The organism is Actinosynnema sp. NPDC091369 (assembly GCF_044757065.1).
In the GTDB taxonomy this organism is placed as follows: domain Bacteria; phylum Actinomycetota; class Actinomycetes; order Mycobacteriales; family Pseudonocardiaceae; genus Actinosynnema.
Window position 1 is genome coordinate 586,503 of record NZ_JBIVUG010000004.1, and the last position, 17,278, is coordinate 603,780.

Sequence of the window (17,278 nt, forward strand, 5' to 3'; positions counted from 1 at the left end):
CTCCGGCGGCAGGGTGGCGCGCCCACCCGACCGCGGAAGCCGCGCCCACCGGCCGAAGCCGGACCCGAAACGGCGGATGCCGCACATGCGAGGTGCATGTGCGGCATCCGCGGCGTGGATCCGAGCGGCTAGGCGCGGTTCGGGCGGCTCAAGGGCTCCGCCTTCGGGACGGCCGTCGCACGGCTCCGGGTGGAGGTCGAGGCCGTCGCGGGCGAGTCCGACCGCGAGGCCGTCGGCGTCGCGTCGTAGAACATGCCCACCACGTCCACCAGGACGTTGCTCCAGCCGCTGTTGTTGTAGACGTGGAACCCGTACTCGGGCCCGAGCATGGTCTGCACCGCGTTGGGCACGATCGCCCCGGCTGCCGGGTTGAGGTTCGACGTCCCGGGCCGGTCGACCCAGTCGAAGCCCGCGGGCCACACGGTCAGGTACGTCGGCGCGGTCGGCTCGACGGCGGTGACGTTGGTGGCCAGCGCCCACACGTCGGGACCGGTGAGCGGCTCCGGCGCGTGGAGCGTCGCCGTGGTGGCCGGGCCGAGCGCGGACGGCCAGCCCTGGCCCGTGCGGGTGTCGGCGATCCGGCCGGGCGTGACCGGCTCGAAGCGCAGCCCGCCGTCCAGCGTGCTGTCGTCGTAGAACCCGACGATGTCCACGATCACGTGGGTGTCCTGGCTGGTGTAGACGCCGATGGACGGCGAGTTCGGCGACCCGGTGCACTCGTAGCACGGCCGGCTCGGCACCACCGCGAAGTTCGTCACCGTGCTGCCGTACCCGTAGTTCAACGTGGACGTGTTCGGCAGGCCGGGGCCGTAGCCGTTCCAGGCGGTGAGGAAGCCCGGTGCGGAGGTCTCGGTGGCGGTGATGTTCACCGCGAACGCGCGGATCTTCGGGTTGACCGCGTCGCCCCAGTTCGCCGTCACGTTGACGTAGTAGTCCGCAGGCAGCTTGCCGATGCCCCACTCACGGGTGTCGGCCAGGCGCACCGGGTTGGCCAGCGCCTGGTACTGCCCGCCCAGCGAGCCGGGGCAGCACTCGCGGCCCTTGGAGTAGTAGCCGTTGATGTCGGCGATGAGGTGCACGGGCGCACCGTGGTTGTAGAGGTTGACCGCACCGTCCGCGCCGACCTTCACCGTGACCGAGTTCGCGCCGGTCCACCCCGGCGTGTAGTTCAGCGAGGAGACCGTCGGTCGCGCCACGTCGGTGGGGTACAGCGAGACGTACCCCGTGCCGCCCGCGTCGGTGACGGTCACGTTCAGCACGACGGTCGACGCCGTGGACGGCACCCCGCCCTGCCCGGAGACCTGCAACCGGACGGTCTGGCCCGATCCGACGACCGCGGCCGGCGCGCCCTGCCCGGACCGGGTGTCCAGCACGCGGTAGGGCGTCACCGGGTAGTAGGTGCCCTGGTCGGTGCGGGCGTCGAAGCCGTCCAGCGACAGCAGGCGGCGGACGTTGCCGCCGACGGAGTTCTCCACCAGGGTCAGCATCGCCGACTGCGGGCCGATCGCGGTGGCCGTCGGGGTGATCGTCACCGCGCACCGCCGGCCGTAGGACAGCGTGGCGCCCGAGCAGGTGTTGCCGGTGATCCGGAACGCGGCGGGGTTGTCGCCGCCCAGCGTCGCCGCGCCGAAGGTGGTCGGCAGGGTGCCGTTCACCTCGACCGGCAGCTCGACCGGCGCGCCCTGCTGGTCCTTGGGCTGCTGCCCGAACTTCATCCGGAAGTCCCAGCTGTCGGTGGCCCGGTAGCCGAGGCCGGACCGGAACCGGATCTCACCCCGCGCGGTCTGCCGGTCACCGTCGCAGCGCATCGAGTAGTCGGCGGCGAACGCGGTGAAGCGGCCGGCGTCGTCGTAGGCGGCCTCGTGCACGTTCAGCGTGCCCGAGGTGGCCGCCGCGCCCTCGCAGCCCTGCCCGTCGCCACCGATGTTGAACGCCGTCAGGTCGTCCAGCGGGTAGAACGAGGTTTTGGTCTGGTAGGTGCGACCGGCCTCGAACCGCGTCCCCTTCGGCGGCGTCACGTCGAGGTTGTGCCAGTGGCCCTGGGTGGACCCCTGCATCGACAGCGCGTACCCGTTGGCGGTCTGCTGGAAGACGTTGACCGTGTTGCGCGAGCCCTCGTAGGAGAAGCCGCCGTCGATGTGGCCCCAGCCCTCGAAGTGGGCCGTGAAGGCGGTGTAGGGCGCGGCGGGTGGTTCGGCGGCCGCCGAGGCGGCGGGCGCACCGGCTATCAGCGCGGTCGCGACGAGAAGTGCGGCGGCGCAGGCTCTGGCGCCACGGGAAGTACGCACGTCAATCCCCCTGTCGAACTGTCAAGCAACGGCGACAGCAGGAAACCCCCCGGTGTCCTGCGCAGGATAGGGAACGGGGCCGGCGCGAAGCAACAACATCGGCGCACTGTGGTCGCGCTCTCCCCACCGCGTCCCGCAGTCGTGGACGACCTCGCCGCGCGCGTGCCGGTTCACGCGGTGGAAAACCGGTGGCCCGGGCAGCAGTCCGCACCTAGACTCCCGCTCGACTTCACGCGTCCATCGCCGGACGCGCCCGCGACGAGGGAGGCAGGCCGTGCGCTACCGCACCGCTGTCGTCGTCCCCTCCTCGCGTTACGAGGTGATCCTGGTGTCTCCGGGAGCCCGGTGCCGGCTGCGCGCCCGGCTCCGGACGTCCTGACGAACGCCTGACCCCACCGGCTCCCGTTGCGCCGCAACGGTGACGCCCCGGTGGTGTCGTCCCGGCGGTTCGCCCGCTATCGCGCGGACCTCTTCCGGACCACCCCGAAAGGCGCTGTGCCATGCGCACCGACCCCACCCGCACCGTCCCGCTGACCGGCGTCCGCAACCTGGGCATCCTGGCCCACGTCGACGCGGGCAAGACCACCCTCACCGAACGGATCCTGTACGCCACCGGCACGACCCACAAGCGCGGCGAGGTCCACGACGGCACCACCGTCACCGACTTCGACCCGCAGGAGCGCGACCGCGGCATCACGATCTTCGCCGCCGCCGTGAGCTGCACGTGGGACGGCCACCGGATCAACCTGATCGACACACCCGGCCACGTCGACTTCGCCGACGAGGTCGAGCGCTCGCTGCGGGTGCTCGACGGCGCGGTCGCGGTGTTCGACGGGGTCGCCGGGGTCGAGCCGCAGAGCGAGTCGGTCTGGCGGCAGGCCGACCGGCACGGCGTGCCGCGGATCGCGTTCGTCAACAAGATGGACCGGGCGGGCGCGGACCTCGACGCGGCCGTGGCGTCGATCCGCGACCGGCTGCACCCGGCGCCGCTGGTGGTCCAGCTCCCGATCGGCGCGGAGGACGCGTTCACCGGCGTGGTCGACCTGCTGCACCTGCGGGCGCTGGTGTGGACCGGCGACGACGTCGAGCACCGGCCGGTGCCGGAGGAGCTGCGGGACGAGGCGGACCGGCGGCGTCGACTGCTGGAGGAAGCGGTGGCCGAGCTGCACCCGGCCGCGCTGGAGGAGTTCGTCGCCGGGTCGACGGTCTCCGCCCGGACGTTGGCGGCGGCGTTGCGCGACCTCACCCGCACCGGTGACGGCGTGGTCGTCCTGTGCGGGTCGGCCTACCGCAACCGCGGTGTCGAGCCGCTGCTGGACGCGGTCGCCGCCTACCTGCCGTCACCGCTGGACATGCCGCCGGTGCGCGGCGTGGACGGCGACGAGCGCACCGCCGACCCGGCCGGTCCGTTCGCGGCGCTGGCGTTCAAGGTGAACTCGACGAGCACGGGCCGGTTGACGTACGTGCGCGTCTACTCGGGCACCATCCACAAAGGAGGGACAGTGCTGGACACCGGCACCGGGCGGGTCGAGCGGGTCGCCCGCATCCTGCGGGTGCAGGCCGACCGGCACGAGTCGGTGGACGTCGCCGCGGCCGGGGACATCGTCGCCGTGGTCGGGCTGAAGTCGGCCCGCGCCGGGACGACGCTGTGCGCGCCCACCGCTCCCCTGGTCCTCGAACCGCCGGTGGTGGCGACCCCGGTCGTCTCCGTCGCGGTCGAGCCGCGCACGGCCGCGCAGCACGAGCGGTTGGCGCAGGCGTTGGCACAACTGGTGGAGGAGGACCCGGCGCTGGTGGTCCGGACCGACCGCGAGACCGGTCAGACCGTCCTGTCCGGGATGGGCGAGCTGCACCTGGAGGTGGCGGTGGAGAAGGCGCGGCGCGACCACCGGCTCGACATCGCGGTCGGTCGGCCGAAGGTGGCCTACCGCGAGACGGTCGTCCGAGGTGTGTCCGGCTTCGCGTACCGGCACGTCAAGCAGGACGGGGGTGCGGGCCAGTTCGCCCACGTCGTCATCGACGTGCGGCCGTCGGACGGGGACGACTTCGAGTTCCGGTCCGCGGTGACCGGCGGTCGGGTGCCGGCGGAGTACGTGCGCGCGGTGGAAGCCGGGTGCCGGGACGCGCTGGCCGACGGCCCGCTGGGCGGCCATCCGGTGATGACGGGGGTGCGGGTGACGCTCACCGACGGCTCGACGCACGTCAAGGACTCGTCGGAGCCGGCGTTCCGCACCGCGGGCCGGTTCGCGCTCCGGGAGGCCCTCCGGGCGAGCACCATGGCGCTGCTGGAACCGGTCGCCGAGGTGACCGTCACCGTCCCGGAGCACGCCGTGGGCGGCGTGCTCGGCGACCTGTCGGCGCGGCGGGGCCGGATCCTCGGCTCCACCGCCCGCGCGGGCACGACGGTGGTCACCGCGAGCGTGCCGCTGGCCGAGCTGTTCGGCTACGCGACCCGGTTGCGCAGCCGGACGCAGGGCCGGGGCACGTTCACCTCCCGGCCCACCGGCTACGCGCCGGCTCCCGCGTAGCGACGACGACGGCCCGCCCACCCCGGGCGGGCCGTCCTCACTCCACTGTGGACGTCACCGGTGCCCGGACGCCGATCGGGTCGCGTGCAGCGACGCCAGCAGCCGCAACCGGTCCGCGTCGGCGCTGCCGGGCTCGGCGGTGAAGACCAGCACGACCGGACCGGGATCACCGGGCAGCGGGTACGTGTCCCAGTCCAGCACGACGTCACCCACCTCGGGCACCCGGAACGCCTTGGTGCCGCTGACCGACCGGCGCACGTCGTGCCGCGCCCACAGCCGCCGGAACTCGGCGCTGCGGATGCTCAGCTCGCCGACGACCGCGGTGGCGCGCGGGTGGGTCGGGTCGGCGGCGACGGCCGCCCGCATCATGCCGATGTAGTCCAGGGCCTGTCGCTCCCAGTCCGGGCAGCTCCGCCCTCCGGTCAGCGCGTCGTCGAACAGCAGCAGGAGCATGTTCAGCCGCTCGCGCGGGTGGTCGCCGGGCGCGCCGAGCAGCGCCTCCGCCATCGGGTTCCAGTCGAGCAGGTCGAGGTGCCTGCCGAGCACGACCGCCGGCGTGTCCATCACCCGCAGCAGCCGTCGCGTGCGGTCCGGGACGCGTTCCGCGGGGCGGTCCGGCCGGCCGGCCGCGGGTCGGCGGGCGGCGTGGGCCAGGGCGAACAGGTGCTGCCGCTCCGCGTCGTCGAGGCCGAGCGCGCCGGCCAGCGCGTCCAGGACGTCGTCGGACGGCCGCACCTCCCGGCCCTGCTCGATCCGCTGGTAGTAGTCGGTGCTCAACCCGGCCAGCAGCGCCAGCTCCTCGCGCCGCAACCCGGCCACCTTGCGCCGCCCGCCCGGCTCCAGGCCGACGTCGTGCGGCCGCAGCCGGCCGCGCCGGGCGCGCAGGAAATCACCGAGCTCACGAGCGTGCGGATGACGACTGCCCATGCCACGAGTGTGCCGTGCCGCGGGACGCCGAAGGTAGGCACGGCAGACCTGGGCAACCGAGTCCGACCGAACTCACCGCGATCGCTCCTAGCGTCGCCGGCACAACGCCTTCGACCACTCTCCAGGGAGCGACCACATGACCGGATGGACCGCCGACCGCATCCCCGACCAGCACGGCCGGGTCGCCGTCGTGACCGGCGCGAACTCGGGCCTCGGCCTGGTCACCGCCACCGAGCTCGCCCGCCGCGGCGCCCACGTCGTGCTCGCCGTGCGCGACACCGGAGCCGGGGAACGGGCCGCCCGGCAGATGGGCGGGGACGTCGAGGTGCGCGAGCTGGACCTGGCGTCCCTCGACTCGGTGCGCGCGTTCGCCGGGGAGCTGGCCGCGGACCACCCGGTGCTCGACCTGCTGGTCAACAACGCCGGCGTGGTCCTGCTCGGACCGCGCCGCACCTCCGCCGACGGCTTCGAGCTGCACCTGGCCACCAACGCGCTGGGCCACTTCGCCCTGACCGGCCTGCTGCTGGACAACCTCGCCGCCGCGCGCGAGGCCCGCGTGGTCAGCCTCAGCTCGATCACGCACAAGACCGCGCGCCTCGACTTCGACGACCTGATGTTCGAGCACGGCTACCGGGCCGCGGCGGCCTACGGCCGGTCGAAGCTCGCCACCACGGTCTTCGGCGTCGAGCTCGACCGCCGGCTGCGCGCCGCCGGGTCACCGGTCCTCAGCGTGCTGGCCCACCCCGGCCTCACCCGCACCAACCTCACGCCGCGGGCCTGGGAGCACCGCGGCCGGCCGGGGCGGGTGATCGCGCGGCTCGGCCTGGTGGCCACCCAGCCCGTGGAACGAGGCGCGCTGCCGCAGCTGCACGCCGCCACCGAGCCCGGTGTGCGGGGCGGGCGGTTCTTCGGGCCGTCCAGCCTCTGGGAAACCCGCGGTCGCGTCGCCGAGGCCCGGCTGAGCCGGGAGGCGACCGATCCCGTCGTCGGCGCGCGGTTCTGGGCGGCGGCCGGGGAACTGACCGGCGCGCGGTACCTCTGACGACCGCACCGCAACCCGATTTCCCTTGTGGCTCCACGACGTTGGGCTGAACGGCGTATTTGATCGCCGGCGCTGGACAACGACGCCGAAGTGCGCTGAAGTGGAAGTGCTGGGGGGCACCACTGGGGGTTTGTCCACGAAGGCTTCTCCGCGCATCGCCGATGCGCGGGGACTTTCGCGCGCGTCAGCGCGAATCCTCGACCGTTCCCCGAACCCTCGCCGCTTGTCGTGCTGACGAAGGGGTAACTCCGTGCGCAAGAAACCGTTGTCATTGCTGGCCGTCGCGCTCCTGGCGAGCGCGGGGGCCTCGGCCCTGTCCGCGCCCGCCGCCACCGCGACGGCCGAACCGGGCGCCGTCATCGAGGTGAAGCTGTCCGCCGGCGCCGGTGTCGCCGCGGTGCGGCACGCGTTGTCCGACCGCGAGATCGCGAAGATCACGCCGCTGTTCACGCGCCTGGACGAGAAGCTGAGCAGACTGCGGCCGATGGGCGCCCAGTCGTCGTCGCCGGGGCTGGACCGGTGGCACCGGGTCCAGCTCGCCGCGGGCGTCGACGCGAAGGCCGCGGCGCAGGAGCTGTCCGCGTTGCCCGGCGTGGAGATCGCCTTCCCGCAGGCGGACGCCGTCGACGCGGTCACGCCGGACTTCTCCGGCCAGCAGGGCTACTCGGACCCGGCGAGCAGCAGCGGCATCGACGCCGACTACGCGCGCACCGTCCCGGGCGGCAAGGGCGGCCACGTCAAGGTCGTCGACCTGGAGCGGAACTGGAACCCGCAGCACGAGGACCTGTCCAAGATGCGGCTGCCCGGCGCGCTCATCGCCAACGGCACGCCGAACTTCACGCCCACCAGCATCGACCACGGCACCGCCGTCACCGGCGTGGTCGGCGCGGACGACAACGGGTTCGGCGTGACCGGCCTGGTCCCCGAGGCGGGGCTGCACTACACCAACGTGGTCAACTACGAGGTGGGCTACGACCTGGCCAACTCGCTGCTGATCGCGGCGGCGGGCGTGAACGCCGGTGACGTGCTCATCATCGAGCAGCAGGTCTCCCAGTGCGCCAACTACGCGCCGATGGAGGTGTGGCCCGCGGTGTACGACGCGATCGTCACCGTGGTGCAGTCCGGGCGGCACGTCGTGGAGGCCGGCGGCAACGGCAACCAGAGCCTCGACGACCCGTGCTTCGGCTCCCGGTTCCCGGACGACAAGCCGGACTCCGGCGCGATCATCGTCGGCGCCGGCTCCGCGCCGGGCTGCACCGGCACGCCCCGCACCAAGCTGAGCTTCTCCAACTACGGCAGCCGGGTGGACGTGCAGGGCTGGGGCGAGTGCGTCACCACCACCGGCTACGGCGCGCTGTACGGGACGGGCGCGAACGACAAGTACACCGCCGGTTTCAACGGCACGTCGAGCGCGTCGCCGATCGTGGCGTCCGCGCTGGCGTCGCTGCTCAGCGTGGCCGAGGCGAACGGGCAGACGCTGACCCCCGCCCAGGCGCGCGAGATCCTGATCGCCACCGGCACCCCGCAGAGCGGCGCGCTGGAGATCGGCCCGCTGCCGAACCTGCGCACGGCCATCGACAACTACCTGGCCGGCGCGGAGTTCCCGGAGCGGGTCGCCAACCCGGGGCCGCGCACGGCGGTCCGCTGGCAGGCGACGAGCCTGGCGATCCAGGCGTGGGACGGCAACGCCGAGCCGCTGACGTACTCCGCCACCGGCCTGCCGCCGGGGCTGGGCATCGCGGCGGGCACCGGCGTCATCTCGGGCACGCCGACCACCGCGGGCACCTACACCGTCACGGTGTCCGCCAGCGACGGCGCGGGCTCGCCCAGCCAGGCCACGTTCACCTGGACGGTCGCCAACGCCTGACCGGACGCCGAGGCGGCCGGGCGCGGTGACCCCACCCGCACGGCCGCCTCGGCGCCGTCACACCGCGCCGCGCCAGCGCAGCACTTCGAGGGCGGCGGCGACCCCGACGACGTTCTCGGCCAGCGGCCGGGGCAGCAGCCGGTCGGCGCGGGCCAGGCGGCGCAGGACCGTGTTGCGGTGGGTGTAGAGCCGTTCGGCGGTCCTGGTGGTGCTGCACTGCTCGCGGACGTAGGTGGCCACCACCTCGCGCGTCTCGGCGTCGGCGTGCAGCAGGTCCCCCAGCGTGTCGGCGAGGAACTCGTCGGTCTGGGTCGGGTCGGCCGTGAGCAGGGCGACGAGCTGCACGTCCTCGTAGCGCGCCACCCGCTGCGGTGACGTCAGCCGGGTCAGCATGCGCTGGGTGACGGCCGCGTCGAGGTGGCTGCGGCGGAACCCGTCGACCTCCGCGCCCGGCCGGCCCACGGCGACCCGCACGTCCTCGTGCACGGCGAGCCGGCCGACGTCGGGTGTCGTGCCGACGGGCAGCCACAGCCACAGCGCCGCCGCGCTCGCCACGATCGTCAGGCGGTGCGTCGCGCCACTGGCCCGCACCAGGGCCTCGGCGGCTTCCTCCAGCCGGTCGAACGCCGACGTGGACGTGCTCCAGACGATGGCCGCGGTGTGCGGCCCGGACAGGCGGTAGCCGAGCTGGCCCTCGGCGCGGGCCCGGCTGATGGGCGCGCCCTCCAGCAGCAACGTGACCGCCGCCCGCCGCTCGGCGTGGCCGCCGCGGGTCAGGTCCTCCCGCTCGGCCGCCATCCGGTCGCTGACCGCGGCCACCGTGTCCTCGATGAACGTGGAGATCGACACCGACGAGACGTCGAGCAGCTCGCGCAGCTCCTGCGCGTCACCGGTCAGCTCGAAGCAGATCTCCATCCACCGCCGCCACGCCACGGCCTGCCCCCGGCGGTAGGCGTCCAGACCGCCCTGGTCGAGCCCTCGGCGCACGAGGTCGCGCGCGGCTTCGAGGACTTCCGCGCCCAGGTTCGCGGGCACCCGCTCCCCCGGCCGCTGCACGTTGGCCGCAGCCCAGTGCAGCAGGTTGGCCAGGTTCGCCTGCCGGGTGCCCACCGCGAGCACGGGGTCCTCGGCGACCGGCCGCATCCGCTCGGACCCCAGCGAGGCGTGGTGCAGCTCCTCGATCCACTCCGCGCGCGGGTTGAGCGCCACCTCCGCGCCGCGGCGCAGCAGCTCCCGCACGCGCGGCGACACCTCGGGCCAGTCGGACGTCATCGCAGCATTCTGCACCAGCACGTCCTCGAACAGGTGCAGCCCGCCCTTGCCGAGGACGGTCACGACCACGGATGGTGATGGGCAGCCGCACGCGAGTCAGGACGGAGTCGCACAGTGACCCCCACGCAGGCACCGGTCGAACACCTCGACGTGCTGATCGTCGGCGCCGGGATCTCCGGCATCGGCGCCGGGCGCTACCTCGCCACCGCGCTGCCCGCGAAGAGCTTCGCGATCCTGGAGGCCCGGGGCGCCTCGGGCGGCACCTGGGACCTGTTCCGCTACCCCGGCATCCGCTCGGACTCCGACCTGTCCACCTTCGGCTACGAGTTCAAGCCGTGGCGGGACCGCGAGTCGATCGCCGACGCACCGAAGATCCTGTCCTACCTCCGGGAGACGGCCACCGAGAACGGCCTGGACGAGCGGATCCGCTACCACCACAAGGTCCTGGCCGTGTCCTGGGCCGGCGAGGACGCCCGCTGGACCGTCGACGTCGAGCGCACCGACACCGGCGAACGCCTGCGGCTGACCGCCGGCTGGGTGTTCTGCGCCGGCGGCTACTACCGCTACGACGAGGGTTTCACGCCGGCGTTCGAGGGCCGTGACCGCTTCCGCGGCCGGGTCGTGCACCCGCAGCACTGGCCCGACGACCTCGACCTGACCGGGCAGCGCGTCGTCGTCGTGGGCAGCGGCGCCACCGCCGTGACGATCGTGCCCGCCATCGCCGGCACCGCGGCGCACGTGACGATGCTGCAACGCTCGCCCACCTACATCCTGCCGGTGCCGCGCGAGGACAAGGTGGCCGCCCTGCTGCGGAAGTGGTTCGGCGACGAGCGGGGGCACGCGCTCACCCGCCGCAAGAACATCGCGCAGCAACGCGCCGTCTACCGGTTCTGCCGGAAGCACCCGAGGGCCGCGCGCAAGGTGATCCGCTGGATCAACGCCAGGCAGCTGCCGGCGGGGTTCGACGTGGACAAGCACTTCACCCCGCCCTACGACCCGTGGGACCAGCGGCTGTGCGTCGTGCCCGACGGTGACCTGTTCCGCGCCCTCCGCGCGGGCACGGCGTCCGTCGTCACCGACCGGATCACGACGTTCGACGAGACCGGCATCCGGTTGGCGTCGGGCGAGCACCTGGCGGCCGACGTGGTGATCACCGCGACCGGGCTGACCGTGCAGGCGTTCGGCGGGGTGGCGATCACCGTCGACGGCGAGCCCGTGACGCTGTCGGACACCGTGGCCTACAAGGGGATGATGCTGTCCGGCGTGCCCAACCTGGCCTACTCGATCGGCTACACGACCTCGTCCTGGACGTTGAAGGTCGGACTGCTCTGCGAGCACTTCGTGCGGCTGCTGCGGCACATGGACGAGCGCGGCCTGGACACGGCCCGGCCGGTGGTCGCCGACCCGGGCATGCCGACGCGGCCGTTCCTCGACTTCGCCGCGGGCTACATCCGGCGCGCCGTCGCCCACCTGCCCCGGCAGGGCGACCGGATGCCGTGGCTGACCTCGATGGAGTACGCCGAGGACGTCAAGCTGCTCCGGGCCGACAGCGTGGTCGACCCGGAGCTCCACCTGACCTCGTCGCACGACCGCCTCGCGGCCACCGCGTCCGCGCGAACGACAGGAGACGACCGATGAGCAGCGTCCGGGGCAAGGTCGCCGTCGTCACGGGTGCGGGGTCCGGCATCGGCCGGGCGCTGGCGCTCGAACTGGCACGGCGCGGCGCGCGGCCGGCGCTGTCGGACGTCGACGACGCCGGCCTGGCCGAGACCGCCGAGCGGGTCGAGGCGCTCGGTGTCGCCGTGCACGCCGCGCACCTCGACGTCGGCGACCGCGCGGCCGTCGAGACCTACGCGGCCACCGTCGCCGAGCACTTCGGCGTGGTGCACCAGGTCTACAACAACGCGGGCATCGCCGGGGGCGGCCGCACCGCGCTGGAGTCGGACTGGGACGTGTACGACCGCGTCCTGCGGGTCAACCTCTTCGGCGTCATCCACGGCACGAAGGCGTTCCTGCCGCACCTGATCGCGTCCGGCGACGGGCACGTGGTCAACGTCTCCAGCCTCAACGGCTACTTCGCCCAACCCACGCTGACCGCGTACTGCGCGAGCAAGTTCGGCGTGCGCGGCTTCACCGAGGCGCTGCGCACCGAGATGCTGGCCGCCGGCCACCCGGTGCGGGTCACCGCCGTCCACCCCGGCGGCGTGCGGACCAACATCGCCCGCGCGACCGAGGCCGAGGCACGGGCGCAGGGCTTGGAGCTGACGCCGCAGCAGGAGGCCCGCGTCCGCGCCTACGACGCGAAGCTGTTGCGGATGCCCGCCGACCAGGCCGCGCGCATCGTCGTGAACGGCGTCGAGGCCGGGTCGCCGCGCGTCCGCGTGGGCACCGACGCGAAGCTGGCCGACGTGGTCGCCCGGCTGTTCCCGCGCCTGTACCCGAGGCTGAGCGTCGTGCTGGAACGGCGGCTCTTCGGCCGGGCCTGACCGTCGGGCCCGCTCCGGGTCGTCGGAGCGGTGGGCCAGGGCCGCGCCGAGCAGGTGCCCGCCCACGTGATCGCCCACCACTGACCCCGCCGGGGGTCGGCGGCGCGCTACGGGACGTAGACGATCCGGTCGTCCGCCTCCTCGCCCCAGGTCTCGGCGACGAGGGCCAGGGGCACGGGCCGCACCCGCACGTCGATCGCGCCGGTGTGCACGGCGACGGCGAGGTCCGGCAGCTCGGCGACGAAGTCCCGGCCCGGGACCGAACCGATGCCGCTGCCGTGCAGTTGCAGCCGGGACGCGCGCAGCAGCGCGGAGTCCAGCGGCAGCGTCCCGCCGGCGACGGAGCCGATCTGGACCCAGTCCAGCGGGGCGCCGCGGTCGCGGCGGGCGGTGACCATCGCGGCCATCGCCCGGGCCGCCGGCTCACCCCACACGTAGTCGAGCACGACGTCGACGTCGGCGGCCCGCTGCGCCTGGTCGAACGTCACCGCCTCGTCCGCGCCCAGGTCGGTCAGCGCGGCGAGCCGACCGGCGTCGCGTCCGGCGGCGATCACGCGCGACGCGCCGAACCGCTTGGCGATCTGCACCGCCATCCGCCCGGCGGCGCCGGTGGCCCCGAGCACGAGGACGCTCCGACCCGGCCGGAACCCGATGCGGCGGCGCAGGGCGACCCAGGACGACATCGCCGGGTTCATCGCCGCGGCGATGCGCACCGGGTCCACGTCGTCCGGCAGCACCACGCTGCGGCGGGGGTCGATCACCGTCCACTCGGCGAACGTGCCCAGGTCGCCGCCCTCCAGCACCGCGTAGCGGAGGGTGCCCTGCCGGTCGCGCACGACGCCGTCCACGCCGGGGACGAGCGGGAACGTGCCGGTGGCGCTGTAGTGCGCGCCGGTGGCCCGGGCCCGGACCAGGCGGTGCAGGCCGGCCGCGAGGACCTGCACGACCATCCCGTCCCGCTCCTCGGCGACGGGGGTGGGGTGCTCGCGGTACTGCGGCGGGGTGTCGTGACCGGTGACAACGGCGGCGTACACGGCGTCTCCTCGAGTTTGGTTTGTACTACCAACTACTTCCAGGATGGTTGGTAGTACAAACCATGTCAAGTACGATCACGGCATGACCGCCGACGACGCGCTCGAGGACGCCCTCGTCCGGACGTCCTTCCGGGTGATGGCCGTGCTCACCCGCATCGGCGCGGAGCACGACCTGTCCCTGACCCAGCTGCGGCTGCTCGGCCTGCTGCGCGACCGCCGGCCGCGGATGACCGACCTGGCGGCGTTCCTGGGCCTGGACAAGTCCACGCTGTCCGGCCTCGTCGAACGGGCCGAGCGCCGGGGGCTCGTGACGCGGGGCAAGTCACCGGAGGACCGCCGCGTGGTCGACGTGTCCATCACCCCGGCCGGCAGCGACCTGGCGGACCGGCTCCAGGAAGAGGTCCGCGCCGCCCTCACGCCGTTCACGGACCGGCTGCGCGTGGACGACCGCCGCACGCTCACGCACCTGCTCGACACCCTCTCCGGCTCGGCGTCGCGGACGTCCGCCCTGCCGGACGGCCCCGTCTAGCTACCGCGGAGACCTCCCGGCCTACACGTCCGCGAGCCCGGCGATGGTCCGGTCGAGGGCCGGCCACAACTCCGCGGGACGTGGTCGTGCCGCTCCTCGCGCACCGCGCCGTGCCGCGACAGGCCGTCGACGACCGGGGTGACCCGCGAAGGCGGGAGACCGCGGCCGACGCCCACGTCCACATCCTCGGCCACCCCGCCGTCGGCGAGGTCTTCGTCATCGCCGACGACCGACACCTCACCGCCCTGCACGGACTCGGCGGGAAGCCGCCGACCGGTGCCACCTGACCTGCGTGGGCGGTTCTGCGGTGAGGAGCTGATGAGCGACTTGTTAGCAGCCCCTGCGACGGTCGGAAGCGGGACGGGAGATCCCGTGGACGAGGGGAATCACATGATCAGCATTCGACGCGTGGTCGCGGCCGTCGCACTGGCGTTGACCTTGGGGGCGGTCGTCGGGGCGCCGGCGGCGTCCGCCCAGGCCGAGGCCGCGTGGGCCGACGACTTCTTCAGCGTGTGCGTGCCCGACACCGCCGGGTGTTACGGCTACACCTACGGCACGATCGTCTGGGGCAACCGGACCACGACCATCAGCGGCACGGTGGCCAACGAGTACACGTCCGGGTACGTGACGGCCTACTTCGAGGCGTACGCCGGCGCCACCAAGATCGACAGCACCACTCGCACGGTGTCCAGCGGCACGCGCGGGTACCAGTTCGGACTCGGCGACCCGGACCGGGTGGGCGGCTTCGACCGGACCAAGATCACGGTCTGCTGGCACGGCACCGACAGCAAGGTGTGCAGCGCCCCGCAGCACTTCTACCGGGACTGACCGCACGAACGGGAAGCGGTCGCCCCGGCACCGGGCCGGGACGACCGCTTCCGCGCGCGACTAGCGCTTGTTGACCTTCAGCGCGACCGTCGTGGACGACTGGACGTGGTTGGCGTCACCGTCGTAGACCACGGTCAGCTGCCACCGACCGGCGCCGAGCGCGGCGGTGTCGATGGCGACGGTGGCACGTCCGTTCACCAGGGTCGCGCGACCCACCTCCAGGTCACCGCCGGAGATGATCCGGACGGTGCCCGTCGGGGCGAACGGCCCACCCCTCACCTCGACCCGCGCGGCCACGTCCCCGCCCAGCCTGACCGCGTCCCGGCTGAGGGTGGCGCTGGTCGTGCTCGGGTCGAGGGTCGCGCGCGGCACGGAGATCGTGTTGACCTGCTCCACGAGACCCGCGCGGTCGACGGCCCGGTACCGCACCGTCGCGGCGACGTCGCCGAACGCCAGCGGGGACGTGTAGGTCGCCCACGCCGAATCACCCACCTGGTACTCGACCCGCGCGACACCGGACGTGTCGTCCGCGGCCGCGATGGTCACCGACCGGGCCGCGGTGCTCCACGAGGCCCGGCTGACCGGGGCCTGCGTGTCCACGTTGAACTCGCGGGTCACCGGGGCGGACACGTTCCCGGTCACGTCGGTCGCCCGCGCCTGCACGGTGTGCCGGCCGTCGGTCAGCGTCACCACGTCGGTGGTCCCCCACGCCCCGTCCACCGCGATCTCGGTGGACCGGACCCCGGTCTCGTCGGTGCCCACGGCCCGCACCTCGACCGGGGACGTGAACCAGTCGCCGTTCGGCGCCGCGGGCGTCGTGCTCAACGACACCGCCGGGTCCTGGCCGTCGGTCACGATCACGGTCAGGGTCGGCCGGACCACCTGGCCCACCAGCGTGCCCTCGACCTGGAACGAACCCCAGGTCCCGTACCGCTGCGGGTCCACGTCGGCCCAGTCGACCGCGGTCGCCCGGGTCGAGCCGTCCGCGTAGGTGACGTCCACGGTGGACGGCAGCACCGGGGCCACACCCGCGCGGGTGCGCACCGACACCGACGCCACCGACTTCGCCAGCAGGTTCGGCTGCATCGCCGCGCGCAGCGCGTCCAGCTCGGCCTGGCTGATCGGGATGACCGTGCCGTGCCGCGGGCTGCGCGGCAGCGCCGCGCCCGGGACCGACGTCCAGACACCGGAGGCGATGTCGTCGGTCCGGAACGCCAGGTACCCCTGGCCGCCGTGGTAGCTCGGCTGGTCGATCAGCATGTGCCAGCGCCCGGGCACCGCGTTGTCGCGGAACACCGTCGGACCCTCGCCGCCGGTGAACGTCCCGCCCCACGGGTTGGGCTGGCCGACGCCGATGCGCTCGCGCACCAGCGACCACGGCGAGGACGTCGTGGTCGGCAGCGCCCCGGTGACCGGGGCCATCAGGTCCGCCGACTTCTCCTGCCGGACCGTCATGGACGCCTCGTCCTTGATGAACCGGTAGAAGGTGTCACCGTCGCGCACCACGGTCGCGTCGATCATGCCGAGACCGGTGCCCCGCTTGACGTCCACCCACGGCTTCGCCTCGCTGAACGTGCGGAAGTCGCGCGTGGTCGCGTACATCATCCGGTTGTAGGAGGTCCGGAAGTCGCGGGAGGTGACGTCGGTCGTCGGGTACAGGTTCGACGCCCAGTAGACGACGTAGTTGCCCGACGCCTCGTCGTAGAACGCCTCGGGCGCCCAGGTGTTGCCCGCGAAGTCGGACGACACCTTGATCATCCGCTGCTCCGACCAGTGCACCAGGTCGGTGGACTCCCACACCATCAGGTGCTTGCTGCCGGACTCCTGCGCCTCGCTGAAGTTGTTGCCGCCGAAGATCTTCAGGTCGGTCGCCAGCAGGTAGAACTTGTCGCCCTCGTGCGACCGGATGAGGAACGGGTCGCGCAGGCCCTTCTCCCCCATGGTCGAGGTGAGCACGGGACGACCGTTGTTCAGCTCGTCCCAGGACAACGGGTCGTTGCCCTTCGACGCGGCGAAGTAGATCTTCTCGCCGTCGTCGGTGCTCTCCCCGACGAAGTACGGGAAGAAGTACGCCTCGTGGGCCGCCGGGGCGGGCATCGGGAGCACGGTGACCGGGATCGTGCGGGTCGCCGTGCCGCCGCCCAGCGTGGCGGTGACGGTCAGGTCCACCGTCACCGGTTCGCCGCCCCGCGCGGGCCGGGTGACCTCACCGGTGGCGGTCACCACGCCCTCGTCGCTCGACCGCCACGCCAGCGTCGCGCCGTTGGCCGCGGTCGCGGGAAGGGTCAGGTTGCCCCGCACCCCGCCCGCGTCGGTCAGGGTGACGGCGTCCACGGCCTCCTGCGCCGTCGACCCGGTGGCCACGACGCCCGACGGCTCGGCTGCCTGGGCGGGCAGGGCGGTGAGCCCGCCCGCCAGCAGCGCGGCGCCCAGCAGCGCGAGGGTGGGCCGTTTGCGCATTGCGATCTTCACTTTGA

General features: G+C 73.4%; 13 protein-coding genes. 8 read left to right on the plus strand and 5 right to left on the minus strand.

What is annotated here, in order from left to right; translation table 11 throughout:
- Positions 1–128: 128 nt before the first annotated feature.
- On the minus strand, positions 129–2,288 hold the full coding sequence (locus ACIQMJ_RS19255) for a hypothetical protein (RefSeq protein WP_499762328.1): 2,160 nt from the start codon (positions 2,286–2,288) through the stop codon (positions 129–131).
- 500 nt (positions 2,289–2,788) lie between these two features.
- Between ACIQMJ_RS19255 and fusA the strand changes: the two genes are divergently transcribed.
- Positions 2,789–4,816, plus strand: a complete 2,028-nt coding sequence (gene fusA / locus ACIQMJ_RS19260; RefSeq protein WP_499762329.1) for an elongation factor G — start codon at positions 2,789–2,791, stop codon at positions 4,814–4,816.
- A 54-nt stretch (positions 4,817–4,870) separates the two neighbouring features.
- Here fusA and ACIQMJ_RS19265 read toward each other — a convergent pair whose 3' ends face one another.
- A complete protein-coding gene (locus ACIQMJ_RS19265; RefSeq protein ID WP_499762330.1) occupies positions 4,871–5,743 on the minus strand; it encodes a helix-turn-helix transcriptional regulator in 873 nt (290 codons plus the stop codon).
- 136 nt (positions 5,744–5,879) lie between these two features.
- Here ACIQMJ_RS19265 and ACIQMJ_RS19270 point away from each other — a divergent pair, with 136 nt between their 5' ends.
- Positions 5,880–6,785, plus strand: a complete 906-nt coding sequence (locus ACIQMJ_RS19270; protein ID WP_499762331.1) for an oxidoreductase — start codon at positions 5,880–5,882, stop codon at positions 6,783–6,785.
- Positions 6,786–7,035: 250 nt separating this feature from the next.
- A complete protein-coding gene (locus tag ACIQMJ_RS19275) occupies positions 7,036–8,652 on the plus strand; it encodes a S8 family serine peptidase (RefSeq protein WP_499762332.1) in 1,617 nt (538 codons plus the stop codon).
- A gap of 57 nt (positions 8,653–8,709) precedes the next feature.
- Here ACIQMJ_RS19275 and ACIQMJ_RS19280 read toward each other — a convergent pair whose 3' ends face one another.
- A complete protein-coding gene (locus ACIQMJ_RS19280) occupies positions 8,710–9,987 on the minus strand; it encodes a PucR family transcriptional regulator (protein ID WP_499762333.1) in 1,278 nt (425 codons plus the stop codon).
- A gap of 51 nt (positions 9,988–10,038) precedes the next feature.
- Here ACIQMJ_RS19280 and ACIQMJ_RS19285 point away from each other — a divergent pair, with 51 nt between their 5' ends.
- Both ACIQMJ_RS19285 and ACIQMJ_RS19290 read left to right on the plus strand, forming a co-directional pair.
- Positions 10,039–11,562 (plus strand): flavin-containing monooxygenase, encoded by a 1,524-nt coding sequence (locus ACIQMJ_RS19285; RefSeq protein WP_499762334.1) that lies wholly within the window; start codon positions 10,039–10,041, stop codon positions 11,560–11,562.
- On the plus strand, positions 11,559–12,410 hold the full coding sequence (locus ACIQMJ_RS19290; RefSeq protein ID WP_499762335.1) for an SDR family NAD(P)-dependent oxidoreductase: 852 nt from the start codon (positions 11,559–11,561) through the stop codon (positions 12,408–12,410). The genes ACIQMJ_RS19285 and ACIQMJ_RS19290 overlap by 4 nt, the downstream gene beginning before the upstream one ends.
- A gap of 107 nt (positions 12,411–12,517) precedes the next feature.
- Here ACIQMJ_RS19290 and ACIQMJ_RS19295 read toward each other — a convergent pair whose 3' ends face one another.
- Positions 12,518–13,444 carry a quinone oxidoreductase family protein gene (locus ACIQMJ_RS19295; RefSeq protein WP_499762336.1) on the minus strand — a complete coding sequence of 309 codons (927 nt, stop codon included), beginning with the start codon at positions 13,442–13,444 and terminating at the stop codon, positions 12,518–12,520.
- An 82-nt stretch (positions 13,445–13,526) separates the two neighbouring features.
- On the opposite strand from ACIQMJ_RS19295, the gene ACIQMJ_RS19300 reads away from it, so the two are divergent.
- The 3 genes from ACIQMJ_RS19300 to ACIQMJ_RS19310 all read left to right on the plus strand — a co-directional run bounded on the left by ACIQMJ_RS19300 (position 13,527) and on the right by ACIQMJ_RS19310 (position 14,801).
- The gene (locus ACIQMJ_RS19300) at positions 13,527–13,973 is read left to right on the plus strand and encodes a MarR family winged helix-turn-helix transcriptional regulator (protein ID WP_499762337.1); all 447 of its coding nucleotides are present in this window, start codon (positions 13,527–13,529) and stop codon (positions 13,971–13,973) included.
- Between the two features lie 80 nt (positions 13,974–14,053).
- Positions 14,054–14,260, plus strand: a complete 207-nt coding sequence (locus tag ACIQMJ_RS19305; RefSeq protein WP_499762338.1) for a hypothetical protein — start codon at positions 14,054–14,056, stop codon at positions 14,258–14,260.
- 103 nt (positions 14,261–14,363) lie between these two features.
- Complete coding sequence (locus ACIQMJ_RS19310; protein WP_499762339.1) at positions 14,364–14,801, plus strand: hypothetical protein; 438 nt, start codon at positions 14,364–14,366, stop codon at positions 14,799–14,801.
- Positions 14,802–14,861: 60 nt separating this feature from the next.
- Here the strand turns inward: ACIQMJ_RS19310 and ACIQMJ_RS19315 are convergent, their stop codons facing one another.
- Positions 14,862–17,273, minus strand: a complete 2,412-nt coding sequence (locus ACIQMJ_RS19315; protein ID WP_499762340.1) for an OmpL47-type beta-barrel domain-containing protein — start codon at positions 17,271–17,273, stop codon at positions 14,862–14,864.
- Between the last annotated feature and the right edge of the window lie 5 nt (positions 17,274–17,278).